At 64.6% G+C, this 25,127-nt stretch carries 16 protein-coding genes; 12 read left to right on the forward strand and 4 right to left on the reverse strand.

Annotated features, from left to right (window positions below; all coding sequences use genetic code 11):
- Positions 1–25: 25 nt before the first annotated feature.
- Entirely contained in the window at positions 26–1,777 is a 1,752-nt protein-coding gene (locus B4394_RS13905; RefSeq protein ID WP_078315347.1) for an N-acetylmuramoyl-L-alanine amidase, read from the reverse strand.
- A gap of 201 nt (positions 1,778–1,978) precedes the next feature.
- Entirely contained in the window at positions 1,979–2,785 is an 807-nt protein-coding gene (locus B4394_RS13910; RefSeq protein WP_078311346.1) for a hypothetical protein, read from the reverse strand.
- A gap of 275 nt (positions 2,786–3,060) precedes the next feature.
- Here B4394_RS13910 and glf point away from each other — a divergent pair, with 275 nt between their 5' ends.
- The 12 genes from glf (at position 3,061) to B4394_RS13970 (ending at position 23,551) form a co-directional block, all read left to right on the forward strand.
- Positions 3,061–4,266 carry a UDP-galactopyranose mutase gene (glf, locus tag B4394_RS13915; RefSeq protein ID WP_078311345.1) on the forward strand — a complete coding sequence of 402 codons (1,206 nt, stop codon included), beginning with the start codon at positions 3,061–3,063 and terminating at the stop codon, positions 4,264–4,266.
- Positions 4,259–6,211 (forward strand): glycosyltransferase, encoded by a 1,953-nt coding sequence (locus B4394_RS13920; protein ID WP_078315348.1) that lies wholly within the window; start codon positions 4,259–4,261, stop codon positions 6,209–6,211. Before glf ends, B4394_RS13920 begins: the two co-directional genes overlap by 8 nt.
- Positions 6,208–6,771, forward strand: coding sequence for a phosphatase PAP2 family protein (locus tag B4394_RS13925; protein ID WP_078315349.1), 564 nt, complete (start codon positions 6,208–6,210; stop codon positions 6,769–6,771). Before B4394_RS13920 ends, B4394_RS13925 begins: the two co-directional genes overlap by 4 nt.
- A complete protein-coding gene (locus B4394_RS13930) occupies positions 6,768–7,682 on the forward strand; it encodes a decaprenyl-phosphate phosphoribosyltransferase (protein WP_078311342.1) in 915 nt (304 codons plus the stop codon). Before B4394_RS13925 ends, B4394_RS13930 begins: the two co-directional genes overlap by 4 nt.
- Before the next feature lie 43 nt (positions 7,683–7,725).
- The gene (gene aftB / locus B4394_RS13935) at positions 7,726–9,681 is read left to right on the forward strand and encodes a terminal beta-(1->2)-arabinofuranosyltransferase (protein ID WP_078315350.1); all 1,956 of its coding nucleotides are present in this window, start codon (positions 7,726–7,728) and stop codon (positions 9,679–9,681) included.
- 189 nt (positions 9,682–9,870) lie between these two features.
- Positions 9,871–10,845 (forward strand): alpha/beta hydrolase, encoded by a 975-nt coding sequence (locus tag B4394_RS13940; RefSeq protein ID WP_078315351.1) that lies wholly within the window; start codon positions 9,871–9,873, stop codon positions 10,843–10,845.
- A 160-nt stretch (positions 10,846–11,005) separates the two neighbouring features.
- Positions 11,006–11,986 carry an esterase family protein gene (locus B4394_RS13945; RefSeq protein ID WP_078311339.1) on the forward strand — a complete coding sequence of 327 codons (981 nt, stop codon included), beginning with the start codon at positions 11,006–11,008 and terminating at the stop codon, positions 11,984–11,986.
- 222 nt (positions 11,987–12,208) lie between these two features.
- On the forward strand, positions 12,209–13,189 hold the full coding sequence (locus tag B4394_RS13950; protein ID WP_078311338.1) for an alpha/beta hydrolase: 981 nt from the start codon (positions 12,209–12,211) through the stop codon (positions 13,187–13,189).
- A 214-nt stretch (positions 13,190–13,403) separates the two neighbouring features.
- A complete protein-coding gene (gene culp6, locus B4394_RS13955; protein ID WP_078315352.1) occupies positions 13,404–14,414 on the forward strand; it encodes a carboxylesterase Culp6 in 1,011 nt (336 codons plus the stop codon).
- Positions 14,415–14,702: 288 nt separating this feature from the next.
- Complete coding sequence (fadD32, locus tag B4394_RS13960) at positions 14,703–16,607, forward strand: long-chain-fatty-acid--AMP ligase FadD32 (protein WP_078311336.1); 1,905 nt, start codon at positions 14,703–14,705, stop codon at positions 16,605–16,607.
- A gap of 150 nt (positions 16,608–16,757) precedes the next feature.
- Positions 16,758–21,998 (forward strand): polyketide synthase Pks13, encoded by a 5,241-nt coding sequence (gene pks13 / locus B4394_RS13965; protein ID WP_502688528.1) that lies wholly within the window; start codon positions 16,758–16,760, stop codon positions 21,996–21,998.
- Positions 21,999–22,000: 2 nt separating this feature from the next.
- The gene (locus tag B4394_RS13970) at positions 22,001–23,551 is read left to right on the forward strand and encodes an acyl-CoA carboxylase subunit beta (RefSeq protein WP_078311334.1); all 1,551 of its coding nucleotides are present in this window, start codon (positions 22,001–22,003) and stop codon (positions 23,549–23,551) included.
- 61 nt (positions 23,552–23,612) lie between these two features.
- On the opposite strand, the gene B4394_RS13975 is transcribed toward B4394_RS13970, so the two are convergent.
- Positions 23,613–24,026 (reverse strand): hypothetical protein, encoded by a 414-nt coding sequence (locus B4394_RS13975; RefSeq protein ID WP_078315354.1) that lies wholly within the window; start codon positions 24,024–24,026, stop codon positions 23,613–23,615.
- A gap of 54 nt (positions 24,027–24,080) precedes the next feature.
- A complete protein-coding gene (locus tag B4394_RS13980; protein WP_078311332.1) occupies positions 24,081–25,040 on the reverse strand; it encodes a cation diffusion facilitator family transporter in 960 nt (319 codons plus the stop codon).
- Positions 25,041–25,127: the final 87 nt, after the last annotated feature.

Below are 25,127 nucleotides of genomic sequence, written 5' to 3' on the forward strand. Positions count from 1 at the left end.
TCGTGCTGTCGCTTCCGATGACGCGTTAGGCGGCGGGTGCGAACTGTTCGACCGGTGGCGGCGGGGGAGGCGGCGCCGGTGCGGGGGGTGGCGGTGCGGCGGGCGCGGCAGGGGCTGAGAACTGTTCGGGCAAGGCGTTCTGTGCCACCGGTGCCACCCCGAGTACCTCGCGGGTCTCCCCGTTGATCACACTCGACACCCGTCCGCTGGCCCGGTCGTAGATTAGGGATCCGTTCTGGAAGTTCTGCACGATGATGTTCGGCTCGCCCAGCTCGTCGCTCACAGGAAGCCCCAACGGCCCACGCTCGAAATTTGTTTCGGCCCAGGCGTGGTAGATCGCCCCGACGACAGGGTAGGTGCCGGTGCCGGGCGAGAAGTACATCGCCCCGTTGCGGAAGGTGGCGAAGCGGGCGTCGCCGGCGGCCTGTTGTTCCGTGGATGTGGGTGCGCCCAGCGTGCTGTCGGTACTGCCCAGCCGCATCCAGGTGTCGTAGATGGCGCCGCCGCGCATCGCGTCGACGAGATCCGGCGGGTCTCCGTTGGCGGCGCCGGCCGCGATATCGCGCAGCCGGGGGATCAATCGGTAGGCGGCTTCACCTGGGCATTCGGTGTTTCCGACGTCACGGTGCGTGAAAATCGTTGGCAGCGTGACGACTTTTCCTCCGGGCACGGTGGTGAAGGGGCCGCCCTCCGAGGTCAGGTCCACTTGTCCGCGCGGATCCACGCCGGCGAGCCGCAGGCGCCAACCCAGCATGCGGCCTGCGGATTGCAGCATTGCGGGGGAGGGCTCGTCGCGAGTGAAGTCACCGATCAGCGCGAGGCCCCAGCTGTGCTCGTTGAATCCGCCGGTGTGTGCGCCCTGCACGTTGTTGGTGATACCGCCGAAGCGGCCCTCGAAGATCTGCCCGTACTTATCCACCAGCACGTTGTAGGCGATGTCGCACCACTTGAGAGTTTTGGTGTGATACGCGTAGATCGCCCGGATGATGGCGGCGGAATCGTAGGGCGAGTAGTTGTTGCTTCCGGCGGTGTGGTGGACCACTCCCGCGCGCACGTCTCTGTTGTAAACCGGTGGGCAGCGGTCTGATTCGTTGGCGCCCCATTGGGCGCGCGTGATGATCCGCGGGCCCGCTTGGGGCAGCGCTATCGGTGCCGACCAGCGCTCTTCGAACCGTGCTCCATCGGGGGGCGCCAGCTTGGGGCTGATCAGGATGGCATCGAGTCCGGTGGTCAAGGGCTGCTCGATGCTCGCGGGCCGGTAACCCAAACCGGGGGCGGCCGATGTCCGGCCACCGTCGGCGGGCGGGGGCTTCACGTTGGCGCCGTACCGGGGTTGCACCGCAATCTGGGCGGAATGAGTGGTGCCGACAAATACCGGTTCGGTCGCTGCGGGGATTCCCTTGTCTGGGGCCACCGGATCGCCCGACTCAACGGGGTGGAGTTCGTACCACTGCCCCCAGCCGCCGTCGGCTTGTTGTGCCCGCACAGAAACGTTCACGGAGGCCAGGTCCTCACCACGGACGGCGATAAGGCTGAAGGAGTCGGCCTGCTGAATGTCGTGCACGGTGGCCGGTGTGTTCTGGCCGGGTAGTCCGACCTCGGCGGTCAGCACGTCGTGCGTCGCGGCATTCTGCAAGGACTGCGTGGTGATGGCGGTCTCTTCGGCCTGCTCGGTCTTGAGGTGATCGACCACGCTGACGGTCATGACCGTCGCGGTCGCGGCAAGAGCCAGCGCAAGCTGCCGTCTCATGGGCATCTTGCTGACTCGTACTGGCACGTCGTCTCTCCTGGATCACACCGGACGCGCCGCAAGGAGCGACACGACCACCAGGGATGTTACGTATGGGACAAATGTGACTAGTGATTCGACACGCGTCAAATGTCGATCTTGATATTTGGCGGGTTGGTCACACGCAACGACACCGCAGAGCCTCTATGCCCTGCGGTGCCGTTTCGCTATCTAGCTTGTGTGTCGGGCCTAGCCGGCCGGCGCCGGAGCCGCCGCGGAGGCGGCCGCCGGGATGGCGCCCTTGATGAGGTCAACCGCCTGGGTGATGCCCAGCTGGTTGACGGCCCCCATCGCGTCGCTGATCAGGCTGCTGCCGCCACCGAGTCCGCTGCCGCCGCCGAGTCCGCTGGGCGTACCGAGGCCCGCCAGCGAGGGGTCGGCAAGTGCCGGGTTGGTCAGGCCGGTGCCCAGTGCGGGGTTTGGCGTGATCGGGACCTCGCCAGCGGGGGAAGTCAGACCCGCGGTGCCTGCGGCCGGATCGGTCAGCGCCGGGTTCACGCCCGTCGCGGGAGTGAGTCCCGCGGTGCTCGCCGGGGCGGCCGGGTTGGTCAGGCCGGGGTTGGTCAGCGCCGGATCGGTAAGGCTCGGCGTGGTGGCTCCGCCCGGGCTGGTGAGGCCGGGGTTGGTCAGAGCGGGGTTCGTCAGCGACGTGGACGGGCTGGTCAGACCGCCCGGCGTGGTGAGACCGCCGGGGGCGAGCGCCGGGTTGGCGCCGCCGAGGCTACCGAGCCCGCCACCACCCAGGCCGGGGATGTTGAGACCGGAAAGCCCGGGGATCTGCACGCCGAACTGTGACGTCATCTGTTGAACTGCGCCCATGAGCTCGCCGGGGAGGTCCGACACGATCGCGGCCTGCACGAATTCCTGCTGTGAAGGTGCGGGCGCGGCGGCCTGGGTCATGTTGGTCGCGAGGGCGATGGCAAACGGACTTGCAACGGCCAGCGCGGCGACCGAGCTCAAGGCTGTCGAAAGCCGGCGGCGGCGACGATTAGGCACGGAAGTCTCCTCAATATCGGGTCGATCACTTATGGTGTACTGCGGTTTTGCGTGTTCTTTCACGGGATTTCCCGTTGGGTGTCGGATCGGCGGATCGGCACCGGAACCGACGCTTTCGATGGTAACCAGAGTTACTGGTGTGACTAGAGGGACGAAATCAAATCGTGAGCCAATCGCGACCGGATCCGTACCTGCGAACCCTGACGGGTACGTTCCACGCGGGGCGGATGTCGCTGTCCGGGGCTCGTGGTGCCGGTCCAGTACCCTGACTGCACGTGACCGGAGAAAACCAACAGTTCGACCTGATCGTCGTCGGATCCGGGTTTTTCGGCCTCACCATCGCCGAGCGCGCGGCCACGCAACTGAACAAGAAGGTGCTCGTCGTCGAGAGGCGTCACCACATCGGTGGTAACGCCTACTCCGAGCCCGAGCCGCAGACCGGTATAGAGGTGCACAAGTACGGCGCCCACCTGTTCCACACCTCTAATAAGAGAGTCTGGGACTACGTACGGCAGTTCACCGAGTTCACCGGCTACCAGCACCGCGTTTTCGCGATGCACAACGGGCAGTCCTATCAGTTCCCGTTGGGCCTGGGGCTGGTCTCACAGTTCTTCGGCCGCTACTTCACCCCGGACGAGGCCCGCGCGCTCATCGCCGAGCAGGCCGCCGAGATCACCACCGAGGACGCCACCAACCTTGAGGAAAAGGCGATATCGCTGATCGGTCGCCCGCTGTATGAGGCGTTCGTCAAGGCGTACACCGCCAAGCAGTGGCAGACCGACCCCAAGCTGCTGCCCGCCGGGAACATCACCCGGCTGCCGGTGCGCTACACCTTTGACAACCGGTACTTCAACGACACCTACGAAGGACTGCCGGTCGACGGGTACACCGCATGGCTGCAGAACATGGCCGCCGACGACCGGATCGAGGTGCGCCTGGATACCGACTGGTTCGAAGTCCAGAAAGACCTGCGCACGCAGTCGCCTCATGCTCCGGTTGTGTACACCGGGCCGTTGGATCGCTACTTCGACTACGCGGAGGGCCAGTTGGGTTGGCGCACTCTGGACTTCGAGGTCGAGGTGCTCGATACCGGCGATTTCCAGGGCACCCCGGTGATGAACTACAACGACGCCGACGTCCCCTACACGCGGATCCACGAGTTCCGTCACTTCCATCCGGAACGGGCCTATCCGACGGATAAGACCGTGATCATGCGGGAATTCTCGCGGTTCGCCGAGGGAAATGACGAGCCGTACTACCCGATCAACACAGAATCCGATCGGGCCATCCTGGCCGCCTACCGTGCCCGCGCCAAGCAGGAAACAGCTTCGGCCAAGGTGCTGTTCGGTGGCCGGCTGGGTACCTATCAGTATCTCGATATGCACATGGCGATCGCCAGTGCGCTGAGCATGTACGACAACGTGCTCGCGCCGCACCTGGCCGACGGTGCACCCTTGTCCGGAGGTGACGACAATGAGTGATATTCCATTCGGCCCCATCGATTCGGCGGAATCGCATGCGGTGAGCCTGCTGTCCCGGGTGATCCTGCCCCGGCCGGGTGAACCGCTCGACGTGCGCAAGCTCTACATCGTCGAGTCCGACACCAACGCCAAGCGTGCGCACGCGCCCACCCGCACCACCCTGGAGATCGGCGCGGAGTCCGAGGTGTCATTCGCGACCTACTTCAACGCCTTCCCGGCGAGCTACTGGCGTCGCTGGTCGACGCTGGAAAACGTGGTGCTGCACATTGAACTGAGTGGGGCCGGTCGCATCGATGTGTACCGGACTAAGGCCACCGGAGCTCGAATCACGGTGGGCGGCACCCAGTTCAGTGGCCAGAATGCGGTGATCGAGTTCGAGATCGGCCTGGACGCATTCGAGGATGGCGGCTGGATCTGGTTCGACATCACCTCCGATACCGAGGTCGCGCTGCACAACGCGGGCTGGTACGCGCCGAGCGCCGCACCAGGCCGCGCCAGCATCACCGTGGGCATCCCCACCTTCAACCGTCCCGGAGATTGCGTGAACGCCCTCAAGGCGCTTACCTCGGACCCGCAGGTGGACAAGGTGATTACCGCGGTCATCGTTCCGGACCAGGGCACCAAGAAGGCCAAGGACCATCCGGAATGGGCCGCTGCCGCGAGACCGCTGGGGGACCGGCTCCGGGTGTTCGATCAGCCGAACCTGGGCGGTTCGGGTGGCTACAGCCGGGTCATGTACGAGGCGCTCAAGAACACCGACTGCGAGCAGATTCTCTACATGGACGACGACATCCGGATCGAGCCGGATTCGATCCTGCGGGCCCTGGCGTTGAGCCGGTTTGCCAAGGCCCCCATGCTCGTCGGTGGCCAGATGCTCAACTTGCAGGAGCCCTCGCACCTGCATGTGATGGGCGAGATGGTCAACCGTGACAACTTCATGTGGACCAATGCGCCGTTCGCCGAGTACGACCACGACTTCGCCAAGTTCGCGCTGGGCGACATCGAAGAGGAGCGCAGTAAGCTGCTGCACCGCCGCATCGATGTCGACTTCAACGGCTGGTGGATGTGCATGATCCCGCGCGCTGTCGCCGAGGAACTGGGGCAGCCGCTGCCGCTGTTCATCAAATGGGATGACGTCGAGTACGGGATCCGCGCCAACGAGCACGGTTACGGCACCGCGTCGATGCCGGGCACCGCGATCTGGCACATGGCCTGGAGCGACAAGGACGACGCCATCGACTGGCAGGCCTACTTCCACCTGCGTAACCGGCTGGTGGTGGCAGCACTGCACTGGGACAACCCGATCCGCGGTCTGCTCGCCAGCTCGCTGAAGGCCACCTTCAAACACCTGCTGTGCCTCGAGTACTCGACCGTGGCCATCCAGAACCGGGCCATTGACGACTTCCTGGCGGGGCCAGAGCACATCGCATCGATTCTGGAGTCGGCGCTGCCCGATGTGCGCAAGATGCGCCAGGAGTTCCCGGACGCCGTGGTGCTCCCGACAGCCACCTCACTGCCGTCCCCGTCTGGACGCCGCAAGGTGCATAGGCCGCCGGTCTCGTTGCCCGCCATCGGGTTCCGACTCTCCCGCGGTGTGATTCACCAGCTCAAAAAGGAAGATCCCGCGCATCACGTGCGCCCGGAGCTGAATGTGGCGACCCAGGATGCTCGCTGGTTCCTGCTGTGCCGTGTCGATGGTGTCACCGTGACCACCGCCGACGGGCGGGGCGTGGTGTACCGGCAGCGTGACCGCGCCAAGATGTTCGAGCTGCTGCGCGCGTCGGCGCGCCGCCACCTGCAGCTGATGCGTAATTTCAACAAGATGCGCAAGACCTACCGCAACGCGCTGCCGACGCTGACCAGTAAAGAGCAGTGGGAGAACATCCTTGGCATCGAGAAGGACAACACGGCGGCTCAGTCGGTGAATCCCGGGGTGAGTGCATGACCGGTCTGCTGCCGGGCGAGGTGACCGCGCCGCAGGGTGAGACCGCGGTGCTGGTCGCCGTGCAGTCGGCTCTCGCCGGTCGGCCCGGGGTGCTCAGCACTGCTCGCGGGCTGTCCCATTTCGGTGAGCACAGCATCGGATGGGTGGCCGCGGCGCTGGTCGGAGCGGCCATCAACAAAAGTGACAAGCCCCGTCGTCGCAGCTGGTTGGCGGCGGGCGCCGGCGCCTTTGGCGCCCATGCCGCCTCGGTGATCATCAAGCGTGTGGTGCGTCGCCGTCGTCCCAGCCATGAGGCGGTGCGGGTGAATGTCAGTACCCCAAGCCGGTTGAGCTTCCCCTCTTCGCATGCCACCTCGACCGCGGCGGCGGCAGTGCTGCTCGCGCCGCTGACGGGATTGCCCCTGCCCGCGCTGCTGATTCCGCCGATGGCATTGTCGCGGTTGGTTCTTGGCGTGCATTACCCCACAGATGTGGCCGCGGGCGCCGCGATTGGCGTACTGATCGGCGCGGCCGTTCGTCGGGCGGACGCTCGCCTGGCGCTCAAGGAGGAACAGCGATGAGTGAGGCACCGACTCCTACGGCGGGCCCGCCCAAGAATCTCGTTTCGGGGATCGTCAAGGCGGTGCGCCCGCGCCAGTGGGTGAAGAACGTCCTGGTCTTCGCGGCGCCGTTGGCGGCGCTCGGCGATATCTCGCCGCACGACTACCGGGGCATTTTCATTCGGGTCGCTATTGCCTTTGTTGCGTTCAGCATGGCGGCCTCGTCCATCTATCTGATCAACGACGCCCGCGACGTGGATGCCGATCGGCAGCACCCCACCAAGCGATTCCGGCCGATCGCCGCGGGTGTGCTCCCGATCCCCGCCGCGTACGGGCTTGCGGTTGTGCTGGCTGCCGGATCGCTGGGTATCGCATCGCGCGTCAACATCAACCTGGTCATCGTGATAGCGATCTACATCGCCATCCAGCTGGCCTACTGTTTCGGCCTGAAACACCAGCCGGTCATCGATATCTGCATCGTCTCGTCGGCGTATCTCATTCGGGCGATTGCCGGTGGTGTGGCCGCCGGGGTGTATCTGTCGCAGTGGTTCCTGCTGATCATGGCCTTCGGGTCGCTCATGATGACCGCGGGTAAGCGCTATGCCGAGTTGCAGATCGTCGAGAAGACGGGTGCCAAGATCCGTAAGTCGCTCGAGGGATATACCTCCAGCTACCTGCGTTTCGTGTGGACGCTATCGGCCACCGCCATCGTGGTCTGTTACGGGCTGTGGGCCTTCGAACGCGACCACCGCGCCGGATCCTGGTTTGTGGCATCGATGATTCCGTTCACCGTCGCGATCCTGCGTTACGCGGTAGATGTCGACGGGGGCGAGGCAGGCGAGCCCGAGGAGATCGCTCTGGGGGACAGGGTGCTGCAGTTCCTGTTCGTCGCATGGATCGGATCACTCGGTGCGGCCTTCTACTTCTCCTAATACCCAACCCGGCCCGGGCACGAATGGACTGACCCGCTTCACCATGTGGGTCAGCGTCCTCACCGTGACCGTGCTGTTCGGTTGGGGTGCCTGGCAGCGGCGCTGGATAGCGGATGACGGCCTCATCGTGCTGCGTACCGTGCGAAATCTGCTGGCGGGCAACGGTCCTGTTTTCAATAAGGGAGAACGGGTAGAGGCCAATACCTCCACAGTGTGGACCTATCTGACGTATCTGGGTAGTTGGGCCGGCGGAGGCATGCGCCTGGAGTACGTGGCGCTGACGCTGTCGCTGGTGCTGAGTCTGGCCGGCGTCGCGCTGGCCATCTTGGGCACTGCCCGGCTCTACGCGCCGCTGCTTGCCGGGCGCGCCGCCGTCATGGTGCCCGCCGGAATGCTGGTGTACATCGCCATCCCTCCGGCCCGCGACTTCGCCACCTCTGGCCTTGAAAACGGTTTGGTGCTGGCGTATTTGGGTGGGCTGTGGCTCATGATGGTGATCTGGGCGCAGGCCGTGCGCATGCCGGTGACTCTGGATCGGCGCGGCGGCCCGCATCAGCCGGTGGACCCGCGGATCGTGCATGCCGCCCAAAAAGACCAGAAAGATGTTCTGAGCAAGCGGTTTACGTTAGGGCTGGCCTTTTTGGCCGGGCTGAGTGTGCTGATCCGTCCGGAGCTCGCGCTTATCGGCGGCGGCTTTCTGGTGATGATGTTGATCGCCGCGCGCGGGTTCACCATCCGGTTGTACATCGTGGCGGCCGGTGGAGCATTGCCGGTGCTGTATCAGATCTTCCGGATGGGCTATTACGGCCTGCTGGTGCCGAGTACGGCGATCGCCAAGGACGCGTCGGGCTCCAAATGGGGACAGGGCTTCGTCTACCTGCAGAACATGAATTCGCCATATCTCATCTGGGTTCCGGCGGTCCTGCTCATCGCGCTCGGCGTGGCCGCCTACCAGGCTCGCCGCGGTCAATGGTGGGTACGTCAGGTGGCCGCCCCTGGATACGGCTGGCTGGCACGTCTTATCCAAAACCCCACCGCTGTAGTTCTTTTCATGCTCGCGAGCGGATTCATCCAGGGCGTGTACTGGATCCGGCAGGGTGGGGACTTCATGCACGCCCGCGTGCTCTTGACGCCGGTGTTCTGCCTGTTGCTGCCGATCTCGGTGGTTCCGCTGGCCGCTCCGGACAGTGCGGCCTTCACTCCGAAGCAGGCTCGCCTGCTCACCGCGGCCACTGTCGGCCTGTTCGCCGGCATTGCCGGCTGGTCGGTGTGGGTGGCCAATTCCCCGGGAATGGGCGGGGATGGCACCAAGGTCACCTATAGCGGCATCGTCGATGAGCGGCGTTTCTACGCCCAGGCGACCGGTGTCGCCCATCCGCTGACCGCCGCGGACTACCTGAACTACCCGCGCATGCGTGCGGTGCTGGTGGCCATCGACAACACCCCGGATGGCGCGTTACTGCTCCCGTCGGGGAACTACGACCAGTGGGATGTGGTGCCGGCCATCCCGCCGCCACCTCCGATTCCGCATGGTTATCGCGGGCCGCACGCGGTGCTGTTCACCAACTTGGGCATGCTCGGCATGAACCTGGGCCTGGATGTGCGGATCGTGGACCAAATCGGCCTGGCCAACCCGTTGGCCGCACACACTGCGCGCATCACCGATGGACGCATCGGCCACGACAAGAACCTCTTCCCGGACTGGATGATCGCCGACGGGCCCTGGCTCAAGCGCTACCCGTACATCCCGCGATACATCGACCAGGACTGGGTGGCGGAGGCCGTGGAGGCGCTCAAATGCCCGCAGACCGATGCGATGTTGGGTTCGATACGCCGGCCGCTCTCACCTCGGCTTTTCGTGTCCAATCTGTTGCACGCCGCGGACTTCACCACTTACCGAATCGACCGTGTGCCGCGCTTTGAACTGGCTCGATGCGGTCTGCCGATGCCAAAGCTGGATACCCCCCCGTACACTGGGCTTCCGGCGACCGGTCCCTAGAGCGTTCCCCGTCGGGGCCCTACAAGCGACCGTGCCGGTGGGTCTCCGTGTCCGAATCGAGATCCCAATTAGGTAACGCTGCGGCCCCGTCGTGGCGATACGAAGACGACCGTGTCAGACACTTCAGACGCAATGTTGCGTTACAGAAGTGACAGTTGTGACTTCCCCAATGAAACGGATGGATCCCAGATGAGCGTGCGCGTGAGAGCCCGCCGCGTGCTGACGGCCCTGTTAGCGGCGGTTGTGATGCCCTTGGCGATGGCTGCGGGTTTGGCGATCAGTCCGGCTACGGCGCATGCCTTTTCGCGTGAGGGACTTCCGGTCGAGTACCTGGACGTCTACTCCAATTCGATGGGGCGCAATATCCGAGTCGAGTTCATGGGTGGGGGACCCAAGGCGGTCTACCTGCTTGACGGCCTTCGCGCTCAGGACGACTTCAACGGCTGGGATATCAACACCGGGGCATTCGACTGGTTCTATCAGTCGGGAATTTCGGTGGTCATGCCTGTGGGCGGCCAGTCGAGTTTCTACAGCGACTGGTATTCGCCGTCTGCGCTCAACAAGCAGCCGTACACGTACAAATGGGAAACATTCCTCACACAAGAGCTGCCCGTTTACCTCGCCACCAACAAGCAAATATCGGCCACCGGCAATGGTGTCGTGGGACTGTCGATGAGTGGCGGCGCGGCGCTGATCCTGGCTGCCTACCACCCTGCACAGTTCAGATTCGCGGGCTCGCTCTCGGGATTCCTCAATCCCTCAACCATTTTCATGACCAACGCGATTCGGGTCGCGATGCTCGACGCCGGCAGCTACAGCGTCGACAACATGTGGGGCCCGCCGTGGGATCCGGCGTGGCGGCGCAATGATCCCACCGTGCAGGTCCAGGGGCTGGTCGCGGCCGGAACCCGCCTCTACATCTATTGCGCTCCTGGTGGCTCGACACCGATCGACGAAAACGGCGATGCCGGTGTCGCCCTGAGTGCGAGCAGCTTGGAGTCGCTGGCTGTCAGCGGCAACAAGAGGTTCCAGCAGGCGTATGCCGCCGCCGGCGGCAGCAACGCCACATTTGTCTTCCCCTCGTCCGGGAATCACTCCTGGCCGTATTGGGGACAGCAACTGCAGGCCCTCAAGGGTGATCTGATTGCCACGCTCAATGGCTAGGGTCTCGGGGCACCTTGAGAAGGTCCGCAGGCGCACGTAGTGATGATGCTGACAGGTCCAGGGATGTGGTTGACTACCGCGCGAACGTGCGACGGGCGTCCATCAAATCCGTTGGCCTGCGCGTGGGAAATCGATTGAAACAGATGGGAAAACGAAGTAAATGAAGCTCTTTTCGAAGATGCGTGGTGTTACCGCGCGTCGACTGGCTGTAGTGGCAACGGCCGCAGCCGTGCTGCCGGGTCTTGTCGGCGTTACCGGTGGCTCGGCGATTGCGGGCGCGTTCTCGCGTCCCGGGCTTCCGGTCGAGTACCTGCAGGTGCCGTCGGCGTCGATGGGCCGCGAAATCAAGGTCCAGTTCCAGCCGGGCGGTACCAAGGCCGTCTACCTGCTGGATGGTCTGCGTGCGCGCGATGACTTCAGCGGTTGGGACATCGAGACCACGGCGTTCGAGGACTACTACCAGTCCGGTATCTCCATGGTCATGCCTGTCGGCGGTCAGTCCAGCTTCTACACGGACTGGTACAACCCGGCCAAGGGCAAGGATGGCGTCTGGACCTACAAGTGGGAAACCTTCACCACTCAGGAACTTCCGGCCTACCTGGCTGCCAACAAGGGCATCTCGCAGACCGGTAACGCAGTCGTCGGTCTGTCGATGGGCGCCTCTGCCGCACTGACCCTGTCGATCTACCACCCGCAGCTGTTCATCTACGCGGGTGCGCTCTCGGGCTTCCTGAACCCGTCGGACATGAAGTTCCAGATCGGTATGGCCATGGGTGACGCCGGTGGCTTCAGTGCCTCCGATATGTGGGGCCCGGACAGCGATCCGGCCTGGCAGCGCAATGACCCGTTCCTGAACATCCAGAAGATCATCGACAACGGCACTCGCCTGTGGCTGTACTGCGGTACCGGCGACTCCACCGATCTCGACGCCAGCCGTAACGGCTTCGAGAACTTCACCGGTGGATTCCTGGAGGGCATGGCCATCGGTTCGAACAAGAAGTTCGTCGAGGCCTACACCGCCGCCGGCGGCAAGAACGCCCACGTCGAGTTTCCTCCGGGCGGTATCCACAACTGGACCTACTGGGGCCAGCAGTTGCGGGCCATGAAGTCCGACATGGTTGCCTACCTGCAGAGCCACTAGGCATAAGCAGTCAAAAGAGCGGTGGCCACCCAGGTGGCCACCGCTCTTTTTGTCTTCGCCGGACTGTGTCTCAGGAACACATCGGTCTGGTTGCGGAGGGCCAACATCCGCGCCGGGATGTGTTGACAGCCCTCCTGATGTGGTTGACTACCTCGGGGACCCCACAGGATGTCTGTCGGCCTGACATGTAACGCCGACTGAAGCAGACGGGATACTGAGGTAATGAAGCTCTTTTCAAACTTGCGCGGTGTGACCGCGCGTCGACTTGCTGTCGCCGCTGCGGCAGCTGCTGTTCTGCCCGGACTCATCGGTGTTACCGGTGGTTCAGCAGTTGCGAACGCGTTCTCGCGGCCGGGTCTCCCGGTTGTGGATCTACAGGTTCCGTCGGCCTCCATGGGCCGCGACATCAAGATCCAGTTCCAGGGTGGCGGCGCTAAGGCCGTCTACCTGCTGGATGGTCTGCGTGCGCGCGACGACTTCAACGGCTGGGACATCGAGACCACGGCGTTCGAGGACTACTACCAGTCCGGCCTCTCCATGGTCATGCCCGTCGGCGGCCAGTCCAGCTGGTACACCGACTGGTACCAGCCCGCCAAGGGCAAGGACGGCGTCTTCACCTACAAGTGGGAGACCTTCCTGACCCAGGAGCTGCCCGCATACCTGGCGGCCAACAACGGTGTGTCCAAGACCGGTAACGCTGTCGTCGGTCTGTCCATGGGTGGCGCATCCGCCATCACGCTGGCCAACTACCACCCGCAGCAGTTCGTCTACGCCGGCGCGCTGTCCGGCTTCCTGCACCCCGCAGACATGAAGGGGCAGGTCGGTATGGCCATGGGCGACGCCGGTGGCTTCAGTGCGCAGGACATGTGGGGACCGGATAGCGATCCGGCCTGGGTTCGCAACGACCCGTTCCTGAACATCGACAAGACCGTGGCCAACGGCACCCGCCTGTGGATCTACTGCGGTAGCGGCGACGCCACCGACCTCGACGCCACGCGTAACGGCTTCGAGAACTTCACCGGTGGATTCCTTGAGGGCATGGCGATCGGCATCAACAAGCAGTACGTCGATGCCTACACCGCAGCCGGTGGCAAGAACGCCCACGTGGAGTTCCCCCCGGGTGGTCTGCACAACTGGACCTACTGGGGCAACCAGCTCAAGGCCATGAAGTCTGACATGGTCGCCTACCTGGGCAGCCACTGAGCATCACTGACAATCGCGAAGGCGGCGGCCACTTCGGTGGTCGCCGCCTTCGTCGTTTCGGGAGACGACCGACGGCCACAATCGCGTAACGAATTCTGTGCTGTGACGATCATTTGCGCAGGTGCGGATGGCATCGGTTCGGTAGCCTCGCCCGGGGCTCCCGGTACCGTGGAGCAAGCTGCGAGACCGCACGTCACGAACGGCCAGGAGACACATGCCCAAGACCTCGAGTAGTAAACGACACCGGATTCTCGGTTTGGCGGCGGCGCTGGCCGTGGCCGTCGTCGTCATCCTGGTGATCGCTATCGTCGTTGTCATCGTCCGCCGGCCTGACGACGTCACGCCGCCCGCGGGGCAGGTGACGACGACGACACCGCCGTTGACACGGCCTGGCCAGAAACCCCGGCCGGCCTTCCAGAGCGCCGACTGCCCCGATGTGCAGACGCTCATCATCCCCGGCACGTGGGAGTCGTCGGTCACCGACGATCCGCTCAATCCCACGCAGTTCCCGCGCTCGCTGCTGCTTAACGTCTCGCGGCCGATCACCGAGAAGTTCGACAAGGCCCGGTTGGAGACGTGGACGGTGCCGTACACCGCCCAGTTTCACAACCCGTTCGCCAATGACAACCAGATGTCCTACAACGACAGCCGCAAGGAAGGTACGGACCGCGCGGTCAAGCAGCTGACCGAGATGTACGACCGGTGCCCGCTCACCAGCTACGTTCTGATTGGTTTCTCGCAAGGTGCGGTGATCGCCGGTGACATCGCCAACCAGATCGGAAACGGCGAGGGACCGGTTGATCAGGACTTGGTGCTCGGCGTGACATTGATCGCAGACGGCCGCCGTCAGGACGGGGTCGGGCTGTCGCCGGGACCCAACCCGCCCGGGCAGGGTGCCGAGGTCACTCTGGGCGATCTGGGAGTGCTGGATTCGTTCGGTCTGAAGATGTCGGGTCCGCGTCCCGGCGGATTCGGTGAGCTCAGCGACCGCACTAATCAAATCTGCGGTACCGGTGATCTGATCTGCGCGGCGCCGCCGGACGCCTTCAACATCTCCAACCTGGGCAAGACGCTGGATATTCTGTCCGGCGGCGCGGGTGCACCCGTACATGCGCTGTACGCCACGCCGGAGTTTTGGCAGATCGATGGTCAGCCGGCGACGGTATGGACCACCAACTGGGCTGAGGGGCTCATCGAGAAGGCACCCCATCCGAAGCACGGCTGACGGGCCTCGATGTCATCTTCGCAACAGGGCGACGAGATATTTGGCGGGCACGGTACGCTCGCCTAAGATTAAGAGAAAAATAAGACTGTAAGCCGTTCGTTGGGTCGCGGGATTTTGGCTGGCCGACGCCGACCGATAACCTCGTCGCGAATGGCCGCCTGAGCTGCCGTAGTACGCGAATGCCTCTCGGTACCATCATCGAGGATTTGACGTTCGCGATGACGCGTGCTCGCGAATGCTTCAGGCCCGCGAAACGCGCACCATGCACCGTCAGAGGAGAAAAGCACAATGGCGTTCGACAACCCGTTCCTCGACTCGGCGGGCCACATCAAGTTCCCCGAAGACGGGAGCATTGTTCGTCACGTCGAAGGTTGGGCAGAGTCGCAGGGCGACAGCCTGGCGTACCGGTTCCTCGACTTCTCCACCGAGCGTGACGGCGCGTATATCGACATCACCTGGTCGGAGTTCGGTGCGCGCAACCGTGCCGTGGCGGCCCGTCTGCAACAGGTGACCAAGCCGGGCGACCGTGTCGCCATCCTGGCGCCGCAGAGCCTCGACTATCTGGTCGCGCATTATGGAGCTCTATATGCCGGTGCCATCGCGGTGCCGCTGTTCGACCCCAGCGAGGCCGGCCATGCGGGCCGCCTGCACGCGGTGCTCGACGACTGCCAGCCGTCCGCGGTGCTGACGACCACCGAGTGCGCCGAGGGCGTGCGTAGGTTCTTCCGGAATCGTCCGCCCAAGGAGCGCCCCCGCGTGATCGCCGTCGACGCCATCCCGAATGACGTGGGGTCGACGTGGGTGGAGCCCGTGGCCACCAAGGACACCATCGCCTACCTGCAGTACACCTCTGGTTCCACCCGCGCGCCGGCCGGTGTGCAGATCACCCACCTGTCACTTGCCACCAACCTGCTGCAGCTGATCGACGCGTTGTCGGCAAAAGAAGGTGACGGTAGTCATCGCGGGACCACCTGGCTGCCGTTCTTCCACGACATGGGCCTGATCACGGTGATGGTGCCGTCCATGATCGGTCGGCACATGACGGTGATGAGCCCGGCGGCGTTCATCCGTCGGCCCATCCGCTGGCTGCGGGAAATGGGGGTCCAGGGTGATGACCGCGCCGGCACCTATTCGGCCTTGCCGAACTTCGCCTTCGAGCATTGCGCGATGCGCGGCGTACCCAAGGAGGGCGAGCCACCGCTGGACCTCTCGAACGTCTACTCGATCATCAACGGATCCGAGCCGGTGTCCACGGCCTCGCTCAAGAAGTTCTGCGATGCCTTTGAGCCGTATGGCTTCGATCCCAAGGCCATCCACCCGTCCTACGGCATGGCCGAGGCCACGCTGTTCGTCACCTCGACCATCTGGAACACGGATAGGGCGCGCGTGCTGCACGTGGATCGCACCGAGCTGAATGCCGGGCGCATCGTCGAAGTGGAGCCGGGCGCCGAAAACTCGGTGACGCAGGTGTCCAGCGGACGGATGGCCCGCGACGAGTGGGGCGTCATCGTGGACGGTGAGACCGCCTCCGAACTGCCCGACGGCCAGATCGGCGAGATCTGGTTGCACGGCAACAACATTGGCTCCGGCTACTGGGGCCGCCCGGAGGAAACGCGCGAGGCGTTCCAGAACACCCTCAAGTCGCGGATCGCCGAATCACATGCCGAGGGTGTATCGGACGACGCCATCTGGCTCAACACCGGTGACCTCGGAGTGTGGGTGGATGGCGAGCTGTACATCACCGGCCGCGTCAAGGACCTCATCATCGTGGACGGCCGTAACCACTACCCGCAGGACATCGAGTACACCGCGCAGGAGGCGAACAAGGCGCTGCGCCCGGGATACGTCGCCGCCTTCTCGGTGCCGGCCAACCAGCTGCCGCAGGTCGTCTTCGACAACCCGCACGCGGGCTTGAAGTATGACCCGGAGGACTCCTCCGAGCAGCTGGTCGTCATCGGCGAGCGCAGCGTGGGCGCCCACAAGTCGGATAACCAGGCGGTGGGTGACGATGTGCGCGCCGCAGTCGCGGTGCGCCACGGTGTGACGGTGCGCGATGTGCTGCTGGTTCCGGCCGGCTCGATCGCGCGGACCTCCAGCGGCAAGATCGCCCGCCGGGCCGCACGGACCAGCTACCTGGATGGCAGCCTGCGCGGCGGCTACCAGCAGACCGCATTCCCCGACGACCGGCAGTAACCGTTACACACGGTCGTCCGTACGCGATACCCCGGAGAGGGCTCGAACATGACTGATACGCAACAGGATTCGACACCAGAGATCGAGACCGAGCCCGAGGCTCCAGAGGCGGCGGCACCCACCAGCGGCGCCGAGCTGACTGTCGCCGAGATGCGCGAGTGGCTGCGTAATTGGATCGCCAAGGCCACCGGGGTGAGCCCCGATCGCATCGACGAGTCGGCACCCATGGTGGAGATGGGCTTGTCCTCGCGTGACGCGGTGGCCATGGCGGCCGATATCGAAGACCTCACCGGGGTCACGCTGACCGCCACCGTGGCCTTCCAGCACCCCACCATCGAGTCACTGGCCACCCGCATCATCGAGGGTGAGCCGGAGTTGCCGGACGCCGGTGACGAGGACTGGTCACGCGATCCCAAGGCTGCCACAGGCGAATTCGATATTGCGGTGATCGGTCTTGCCACCCGCCTGCCCGGTGATGTCAATACCCCGGCGCAGCTGTGGGAGGCGCTGCTGGAGGGCCGCGACGCGATCACCGACCTGCCCGAGGGGCGCTGGGAAGAGTTCACCAGTGAACCGCGCATCGCCGAACGCGTTGCGCAAGCCGCCACCCGCGGCGGATACCTGAAGGACATCAAGGGGTTCGACGCCGAGTTCTTCACGCTCTCCAAGATGGAGGCCGACAATATCGATCCGCAGCAGCGGATGGCCCTCGAACTCACCTGGGAGGCGCTGGAGAACGCGCGCATTCCGGCATCGAGCCTCAAGGGAGACAGCGTCGGTGTCTACATCGGCAGCTCCAACAACGACTACGGTTACCTGTCGGTGGCCGACCCCACTGTCATGCACCCGTACGCCATCACCGGAAATGCGAGTTCGATTATCGCCAACCGGGTTTCGTATTTCTTTGACTTCCGCGGCCCGAGTGTTGCCGTCGACACCGCATGTTCCTCCTCGCTGGTCGCGGTGCATCAGGGCGTGAAGGCCCTGCGTTCCGGTGAGGCCGATGTCGTCTTGGCCGGTGGCGTCAACGCACTCATCACACCGCTCGTGACGGTCGGTTTCGACGAGGTCGGCGGCGTGCTCGCCCCGGATGGCCGCATCAAGTCCTTCTCGCAGGATGCCAACGGCTACAGCCGTTCCGAGGGTGGCGGCATGCTGGTGCTCAAGCGCCTCTCCGATGCGCGACGCGACGGTGACCCGATCATGGCGATCATCGCCGGGTCCGCGGTCAATCACGATGGCCGGTCCAATGGTCTGCTCGCACCAAACCCCGACGCCCAGGCCGAGGTGTTGCGCAAGGCCTACAAGGACGCCGGTATCGATCCGCGCACCGTCGACGTCATCGAGGCGCACGGCACCGGCACCATCCTCGGCGATCCGATCGAGGCCGACGGCCTGGGCCGGGTGGTGGGCCGTGGACGCGACGCCGATAAGCCGGCACTGCTGGGCTCGGCTAAGTCGAACTTCGGGCACCTGGAGTCCGCGGCCGGTGCCGCGAGCCTGTCGAAGATCGTGCTGGCCTTGCAGAACAACAAGGTTCCGCCGTCGATCAACTACACCGGCCCCAACCCGTACATCGACTTCGACGCGATTCACTTGAAGGTCGTCGACCAGGTCTCCGACTGGCCGCGCTACAGCGGGCACGCCATCGCCGGTGTTTCCGGCTTCGGTTTCGGTGGCGCCAACGCCCACATCGTGGTGCGCGAGGTGCTGCCGATCGACCTGGTGGAACCCAGTGAGCCGTCCGAATCCGATGTGGACGAAAATTCCGACGTCAACGGCAAACATGTTGCGGCAGAGGCGGATACTGAAGAAGGTACCGATTTCGACGCATCTCGTTTTGACGAGTACGGCGAGTTCATCGGCGGGTACTCCGATGGGCCGCACGAGCTGCCTGGACTGACCGACGAGGCCAAGCGACTCAAAGAGGAGGCGCTGGCCGAGCTCGCTGCCGAAGAGCCGGTGACTCCCGTTGTCCCGCTCTTTATCTCAGGCTTCCTGTCCTCCCGCAAGAAGGCCGCCGCGGCCGCGCTGGCGGACTGGATGGAATCCGAAGAGGGCCAGTCCTACTCGCTGGAGTCCATCGGACGATCGCTGTCCCGGCGCAATCACGGGCGCTCGCGTGCCGTGGTGTTGGCCCACGATTTCGATGAGGCCATCAAGGGCCTGCGCGCCGTCGCCGAAGGCAAGCAGAAGCCGTACGTCTACTCCGTGGATGGTCCCGTCACCAGCGGTCCGGTTTGGGTGATGGCCGGTTTCGGTGCGCAGCACCGCAAGATGGGTAAGAGCCTGTACCTGCGCGATCCGATCTTCGCGGAGTGGATCGACAAGGTCGACGCGTACGTGCAGGACGAGCGGGGCTACTCCGTTGTCGAGTTGATCCTCGACGACTCGCACGAGTACGGCATCGAAACCAGCAACATCGCCATCTTTGCGATCCAAATCGGTCTGGGTGAGGTGCTCAAGGCCCATGGCGCCAAGCCCACCGCGGTGATCGGGCAGTCGCTGGGCGAGCCCGCGTCGGCCTACTTCGCTGGGGGGCTGTCGCTGGCTGACGCCACCCGCGTCATCTGCTCGCGTGCCCACCTGATGGGTGAGGGCGAGGCGATGCTGTTCGGTGACTACATCCGGCTGATGGCGCTGGTCGAGTACTCGGCCGACGAGCTTCGGACGGTGTTCGCCGACTTCCCCGACCTGGAGGTGTGCGTGTACGCCGCCCCCTCGCAGACCGTCATCGGTGGTCCGCCGGCGCAGGTCGACGCGATCGTGGCGCGCTGCGAGGCTGAGGGCAAGTTCGCCCGCAAGCTTCAGACCAAGGGTGCCGGCCATACCTCGCAGATGGACCCGCTGCTCGGCGAGTTCGCCGCCGAACTGCAGGGGATCGAGCCGATGACCCCGAAGATCGGGATCTTCTCGACGGTGAACGAGGGCACGTTCATTCGCCCCGGCGGTGACCCGGTGCACGATGTCGACTACTGGAAGAAGGGAATGCGGCATTCGGTCTACTTCACCCATGGCACCCGTAACGCCGTGGACGCCGGATACACCACTTTCCTGGAGCTGGCACCGAATCCTGTGGCGCTCATGCAGGTTGGGCTCACCACCATGTCATCCGGACTGCCTGACGCACAGCTGATCGCGACGCTCGCCCGTAAAGAGGACGAGGTCGAGTCCATGGTCAAGACCATGGCCCAGCTCTATGTGTACGGCCATAGCCTGGATCCGCGGACGCTGTTCGTCGCGGCGACCAGGTCGGCGGATTACGCGCCGATTCCTCCGACCGAGTTCAAGCGCAAGGAACACTGGCTCCCCGCGCATTTCAGTGTTGATGGCGCGACCCGGATCCCCGGTACGCACGTATCGCTGCCCGACGGCAAGCATGTGTGGGAATGGACTCTGGGAGCCGCAACGCCGGCGACATCCGACGTGAGCGGTATTTCCGCTCTTCTCCCCGAGCTGGTGAAAGCCGCTGCGGTAACGGTACTTCCGGATGCTCAGCTGACCGCATCCGAGCAGCGGGCGATCCCGGGCGAAGGTTCCACGCTGGTGACCACGCTGTCTCGCCATCCCGGTGGGGCCACCGTGCAGGTGCACGCCCGCATCGGTGAATCCTTCACCCTTGTCTACGACGCGGTGGTGTCCCGTGCGGGTCAGGGCGGCGCACTGCCGTTCGCGACCGCCGCGGGTGTTGCCACCAACGGTTCGGCGACGGTGACGGCGGCCCCCGCCCTGGCGGTCGCGGTCGCGGAAGACGAGGTGCCCGAAGAGATTCACGACAACCTGCTCTCCGGGGCGGGTGCGGGTGCCGACTTCAAGAAGTGGAGCAAGGAGTCCGGCGAGCCGGTCATCGAGCGTCTGGCCGCGATCGTGTCGCTGGCCATGGGCTACGAGCCCGAGGACGTGCCGCGCGAGGTGCCGTTGATCGAGCTGGGTCTGGATTCCTTGATGGCTGTGCGCATCAAGAACCGCGTCGAGTTCGACTTCGACCTGCCGCCCATCCAGCTGCAGGCCGTGCGCGATGCCAACCTGCTCGATGTCGAGCGGCTGGTTGTCTACGCGCTGGAGAACCCCGACGCCGTGCACGAGCTGCACGACTACCAGCAGACCGATGAATTCAAGGAGGCCGCGCCGACCGGCGGCATGCTGTCCAAGGCCGATCTTGAGAAGGCGCTGGAAGCCGCCCCGCAGGCCGCGGAGCCGGAGCCCGCCGCCGACAGCGTTCCCTCGGCGGAGCCGGCCCTCTCTGCGGAGACCTCTGAACTGGCCAAGGCTGCCGCCGTGATGAACCAGGAAGCCATCGCCGAGGCGCTGAATGCCGATGTGCCACCGCGTGATGCGGCCGAACGTGTCGCCTTCGCGACGTGGGCCATCGTCACCGGCGAGTCGCCGGGCAGCATTTTCAACGCGCTGCCCAAGATCGACGACGCGACGGCCGAGAAACTCGCAGAACGCCTTTCGCAGCGTGCCGATGGTGAGATCGGCGCCGAGGAGGTCAAGCTCGCGCCGACCATCGAGGCACTCGGTGAGGTTGTCCGCAGCCGATTGGAGGCCGGCAAGATCGACGGCTTCGTGCGGACCCTGCAGCCCAGGCAGGAGGGTTCGACAACGGTCCCCGTCTTCGTGTTCCATCCGGCGGGCGGGTCGACGGTTGTTTACGAGCCGCTGTTGAAGCGTCTGCCCGAGGACACGCCGATGTTCGGTTTTGAGCGCGTCGAGGGCACCATCGAGGAGCGGGCGACCCAGTACGTGCCGAAGCTTCTTGAGCTGCACAAGGGTCCGTTCATTCTCGCCGGGTGGTCACTCGGTGCGGTGTTGGCGTACGCCTGTGCGGTGGGCCTCAAGGAGGCCGGCGCCGAGGTGGCCTGGGTCGGCAATATCGACGGGGTGCGCCCCGGGACGCCGATCCTGACGACCACGGAGGAGACCCGCAAGCGCTGGGACCGGTATGCGGCCTTTGCGCAGAAGACCTTCAACGTGCAGATTCCGGCCATCCCGTATGAGCAGCTGGAGGAGCTCGACGACGAGGGCCAGGTCAGGTTCGTGCTGGAGGCGGTCAAGGCGGCCGGCGTGGAGATCCCCGGGGGGATCATCGAGCACCAGCGCACGTCCTACCTGGACCAGCGGGCCATCGACACGTCGACGCCGGTGCCGTTCGACGGCCATATGACGCTGTACATGGCGGACCGGTACCACGACGACGCCATTACGTTCGAGCCCGCGTACGCGACTCGCCAGCCCGACGGTGGCTGGGGCGAGTTCGTCTCTGATCTCGAGGTGGTTCCGGTCGGTGGGGAGCACATCCAGATCATCGACGAACCGTTCATCGCTAAGGTCGGTGCTCATATGAGTCAGGCATTGCGCTCCATCAATGCGAAGAACCAGGAAGGCTAGACGTGCCACCACATACAACTGCGGAGAAGGTCGCCGACCTGCGTGAGCGGATTGCCCGTACGCAAGAGCCGGGTGACGCCAAGGCCATCGCCAAGCGTGATGCCAAAGGCATCCCGAGTGCGCGCGCCCGCATTCACGCCCTGCTCGACAAGGGCAGCTTTCTGGAGCTCGGCGCATTTGGGCGTACTCCTGGTGATCCGAATGCGCCGTACACCGACGGTGTGGTGACCGGCCTGGGCCGCATCGACGATCGTCCGGTGGCGGTGTTCTCCCACGACCAAACGGTGTACCAGGGGAGCGTCGGCGAGATGTTCGGCCGCAAGGTCGCCAAGCTCATGGAGTGGGCGGCTACCAACGGCTGCCCGGTGATCGGTATCAACGACTCAGCGGGTGCCCGCATTCAAGACACCGCCACGTCCTTGGCCTGGTACGCCGAGCTAGGGCGTCGTCACGAGATGCTGCGCGGCATGGTCCCGGAAATCTCGTTGATCTTCGGGAAGTGTGCCGGCGGTGCGGTGTACTCACCGATCCAGACCGACCTGGTGGTCGCGGTCCGCGATCAGGGCTACATGTTCATCACCGGGCCCGACGTCATCAAGGATGTCACCGGCGAGGATGTCACGTTCGACGAACTCGGTGGCGCGGATGTACAGGCCCAGCGTGGCAACATCCACAAGGTTGTCGAGGACGAGGCGGCCGCGTACCAGTATGTCCGCGATTACTTGAGTTTCTTGCCCTCCAACACCTTTGACTACCCGCCGGTCGTCAACCCGGGACTTGAGCCCGAGATCACCGAGGACGATCTGTACCTCGACACGATCATCCCGGACGCCGATAACCAGGGCTACGACATGCACGAGGTTCTGTTGCGGATTTTCGACGACGGTGACGTCTTCGAGATCGCCGACCAGCGCAGCCCATCCATGATCACCGCGTTCGCCCGCGTCGACGGGAGCCCGGTCGGCGTCATCGCCAATCAGCCGATGCACATGTCTGGCGCGGTGGGCAATGAGGCCTCCGACAAGGCGGCCGGTTTCATCCGGTTCTGCGACTCGTTCAATCTTCCCCTGGTGTTCGTCGTCGACACCCCGGGAGCCATGCCGGGTGTGGAAGAGGAGACCAACGGCGTCATCAAGCGCGGCGGTAGGTTCTTCAATGCCGTGGTGGAGGCCGATGTGCCCAAGGTGACGATCATTACCCGTAAGGCCTACGGAGGCGGGTACGCGGTCATGGGCTCCAAGCAGCTCTCTGCCGACCTGAACTTCGCCTGGCCGACCGCACGTATCGCGGTGATCGGTGCCGAAGGGGCGGCGCAGCTGCTGGTCAAGCGATTCCCCGACCCGACCGCGCCCGAGGTGCAGAAGATTCGAGCCGACTTCATCGAGGGCTACAACAAGAACCTGGCTACGCCCTGGATCGCCGCCGAGCGGGGCTACATCGATGGCGTGATCGAGCCGCATCAGACTCGGCTGCTGCTGCGTCAGTCGCTGAAGCTATTGCGGGATAAGCAGATCGCCCGTGTCCAGCGCAAGCACGGTCTCACCCCGATCTAACGATTCATCGCCAGAAGGCCCCCGCGCGCGACGCGTGCGGGGGCCTTCTGCTTGTGCGTATTCAGTCCCGCAGAACGAGGGCGCGGCTGCCCGCGTGGGCCCAGACCATGGCGGCACCGATCGAGATCAGCACCGTTACCCAGGAGAACCAGGTGACGTCCACGCGTGGACCGGAAACGAAGCTGTCCTGCACCGCCGGCCAGTAGGTCGGCATGAGGTGCACGTATCCGAGCCCCAAAACGCTTGCCGTGCCGACAATCACGGTGGCTTCCGGCGCGTGCTTGCGGTGGCGCAGGATCATGGTCACGGCAATCGCGATGAGGACCGCGTGGGTGGCGGAGAGATAGGTCAGGGTCACCGGCGCCGCGGTTACACCGCGCCGTAGGTGATCGATGACGTCTAGTCCCCAGCCCATGATGAAGGCGATGGTCGCCGCTCGCAGGAACCTGTCGGCGCGAGTGGTGAGCTCTGTCATCGCGACCTCCGTTGGTCTACTACAAGTGATAGTAGATACCTGGCCCGTGTTCGGCTAGGTGCTTTCCTCGGCGCGGTACGGCTGTCCGTGAGGGTCGAGGCAATGACTTGATGCCTCGGTGTCCTCGTGGTCGACCTGCAACGTCGTGTGGTCGATGTCGTACTGCGTATGGAGTAACCCCTCGATGTCGCGCCGTATTCCGTGACAGTCCGCAGCCGGGGCCACCAAGATGTGCGCCGACAACGCGGGCTGACCGGAGGTGATCTGCCAGATGTGTAGGTCGTGTACCTCGGCGACGGAGGGCAACGATGCGAGCTGAGCTCCGATGGCGTCGGGATCCAGATTGGCTGGCGCGGCTTCCAGGAAGATGCGGCCCGATTCGCGTACCAGGCCCCAACCGGCCTTGAGCATCAGCGCGGCGACGACGAGCGCGGCGATGGCATCGGCTCGGGTGAAGCCGGTCAGCCAGACCACGGCGCCGGCGACGGCGGTGGCGATGAAGGCGTACAGGTCGTTGAGGATGTGCTGGAAGGCCCCCTCGACGTTCAGGCTGGATCGGTTGGCCTTACTGATGCACCAGGTGGCGGCCACGTTGACGGCGATTCCAGCGAGCGCGGTGACAAACACGAGGAGCCCCGACACCTCCGGGGGAGTGATCAGGCGGCGGATGCCCTCGTAGATAAAGAAGGCGGCGAGCAGGAACAGAGTGACGCCATTGGCCTGTGCCGACAGGATCTCGGCACGCTTGAGCCCGTAGGTGTAGCTGCCGCGGGCAGGGCGCGAGGCGAGGCGAATGGCGATGAGCGCCAGCACGATCGAGGCCGCATCGGTCAGCATGTGTCCGGCGTCGGAGATCAGGGCCAGCGACTGGGCGATGAAGCCGATGACCACCTCGATGGCCATGAACCCGCCGATCAGGACCAGTGCGATGGTTAGCCATTTGCGGTCAGCGTTCGCACTCACGCCGTGGCCGTGCGAGTGTCCGGATCCGTGCTCGTGTGCGTCCGTAGCCATGTCACTCCTTCGTTATTACTCATGCAAACATATGCATGCTAGCATGTGTCATGACAAACGTTCAGCCGTTGACGTGCCCCAAGTGTG

The sequence above is a fragment of the Mycobacterium sp. D16Q16 genome (assembly GCF_002013745.1).
In the GTDB taxonomy this organism is placed as follows: Bacteria; Actinomycetota; Actinomycetes; order Mycobacteriales; family Mycobacteriaceae; genus Mycobacterium.

Excerpts from the sequence above, each read along its gene's own strand:
- aftB (WP_078315350.1), top strand. The coding sequence starts at position 7,726 with ATGTGGGTCAGCGTCCTCACCGTGACCGTGCTGTTCGGTTGGGGTGCC.
- B4394_RS13930 (WP_078311342.1), top strand. The coding sequence starts at position 6,768 with ATGAGTGAGGCACCGACTCCTACGGCGGGCCCGCCCAAGAATCTCGTT.
- B4394_RS13950 (WP_078311338.1), top strand. The coding sequence starts at position 12,209 with ATGAAGCTCTTTTCAAACTTGCGCGGTGTGACCGCGCGTCGACTTGCT.
- pks13 (WP_502688528.1), top strand. The coding sequence starts at position 16,758 with ATGCGCGAGTGGCTGCGTAATTGGATCGCCAAGGCCACCGGGGTGAGC.
- B4394_RS13940 (WP_078315351.1), top strand. The coding sequence starts at position 9,871 with ATGAGCGTGCGCGTGAGAGCCCGCCGCGTGCTGACGGCCCTGTTAGCG.
- B4394_RS13925 (WP_078315349.1), top strand. The coding sequence starts at position 6,208 with ATGACCGGTCTGCTGCCGGGCGAGGTGACCGCGCCGCAGGGTGAGACC.
- fadD32 (WP_078311336.1), top strand. The coding sequence starts at position 14,703 with ATGGCGTTCGACAACCCGTTCCTCGACTCGGCGGGCCACATCAAGTTC.
- B4394_RS13920 (WP_078315348.1), top strand. The coding sequence starts at position 4,259 with ATGAGTGATATTCCATTCGGCCCCATCGATTCGGCGGAATCGCATGCG.
- B4394_RS13980 (WP_078311332.1), bottom strand. The coding sequence starts at position 25,040 with ATGGCTACGGACGCACACGAGCACGGATCCGGACACTCGCACGGCCAC.
- B4394_RS13975 (WP_078315354.1), bottom strand. The coding sequence starts at position 24,026 with ATGACAGAGCTCACCACTCGCGCCGACAGGTTCCTGCGAGCGGCGACC.
- B4394_RS13945 (WP_078311339.1), top strand. The coding sequence starts at position 11,006 with ATGAAGCTCTTTTCGAAGATGCGTGGTGTTACCGCGCGTCGACTGGCT.
- culp6 (WP_078315352.1), top strand. The coding sequence starts at position 13,404 with ATGCCCAAGACCTCGAGTAGTAAACGACACCGGATTCTCGGTTTGGCG.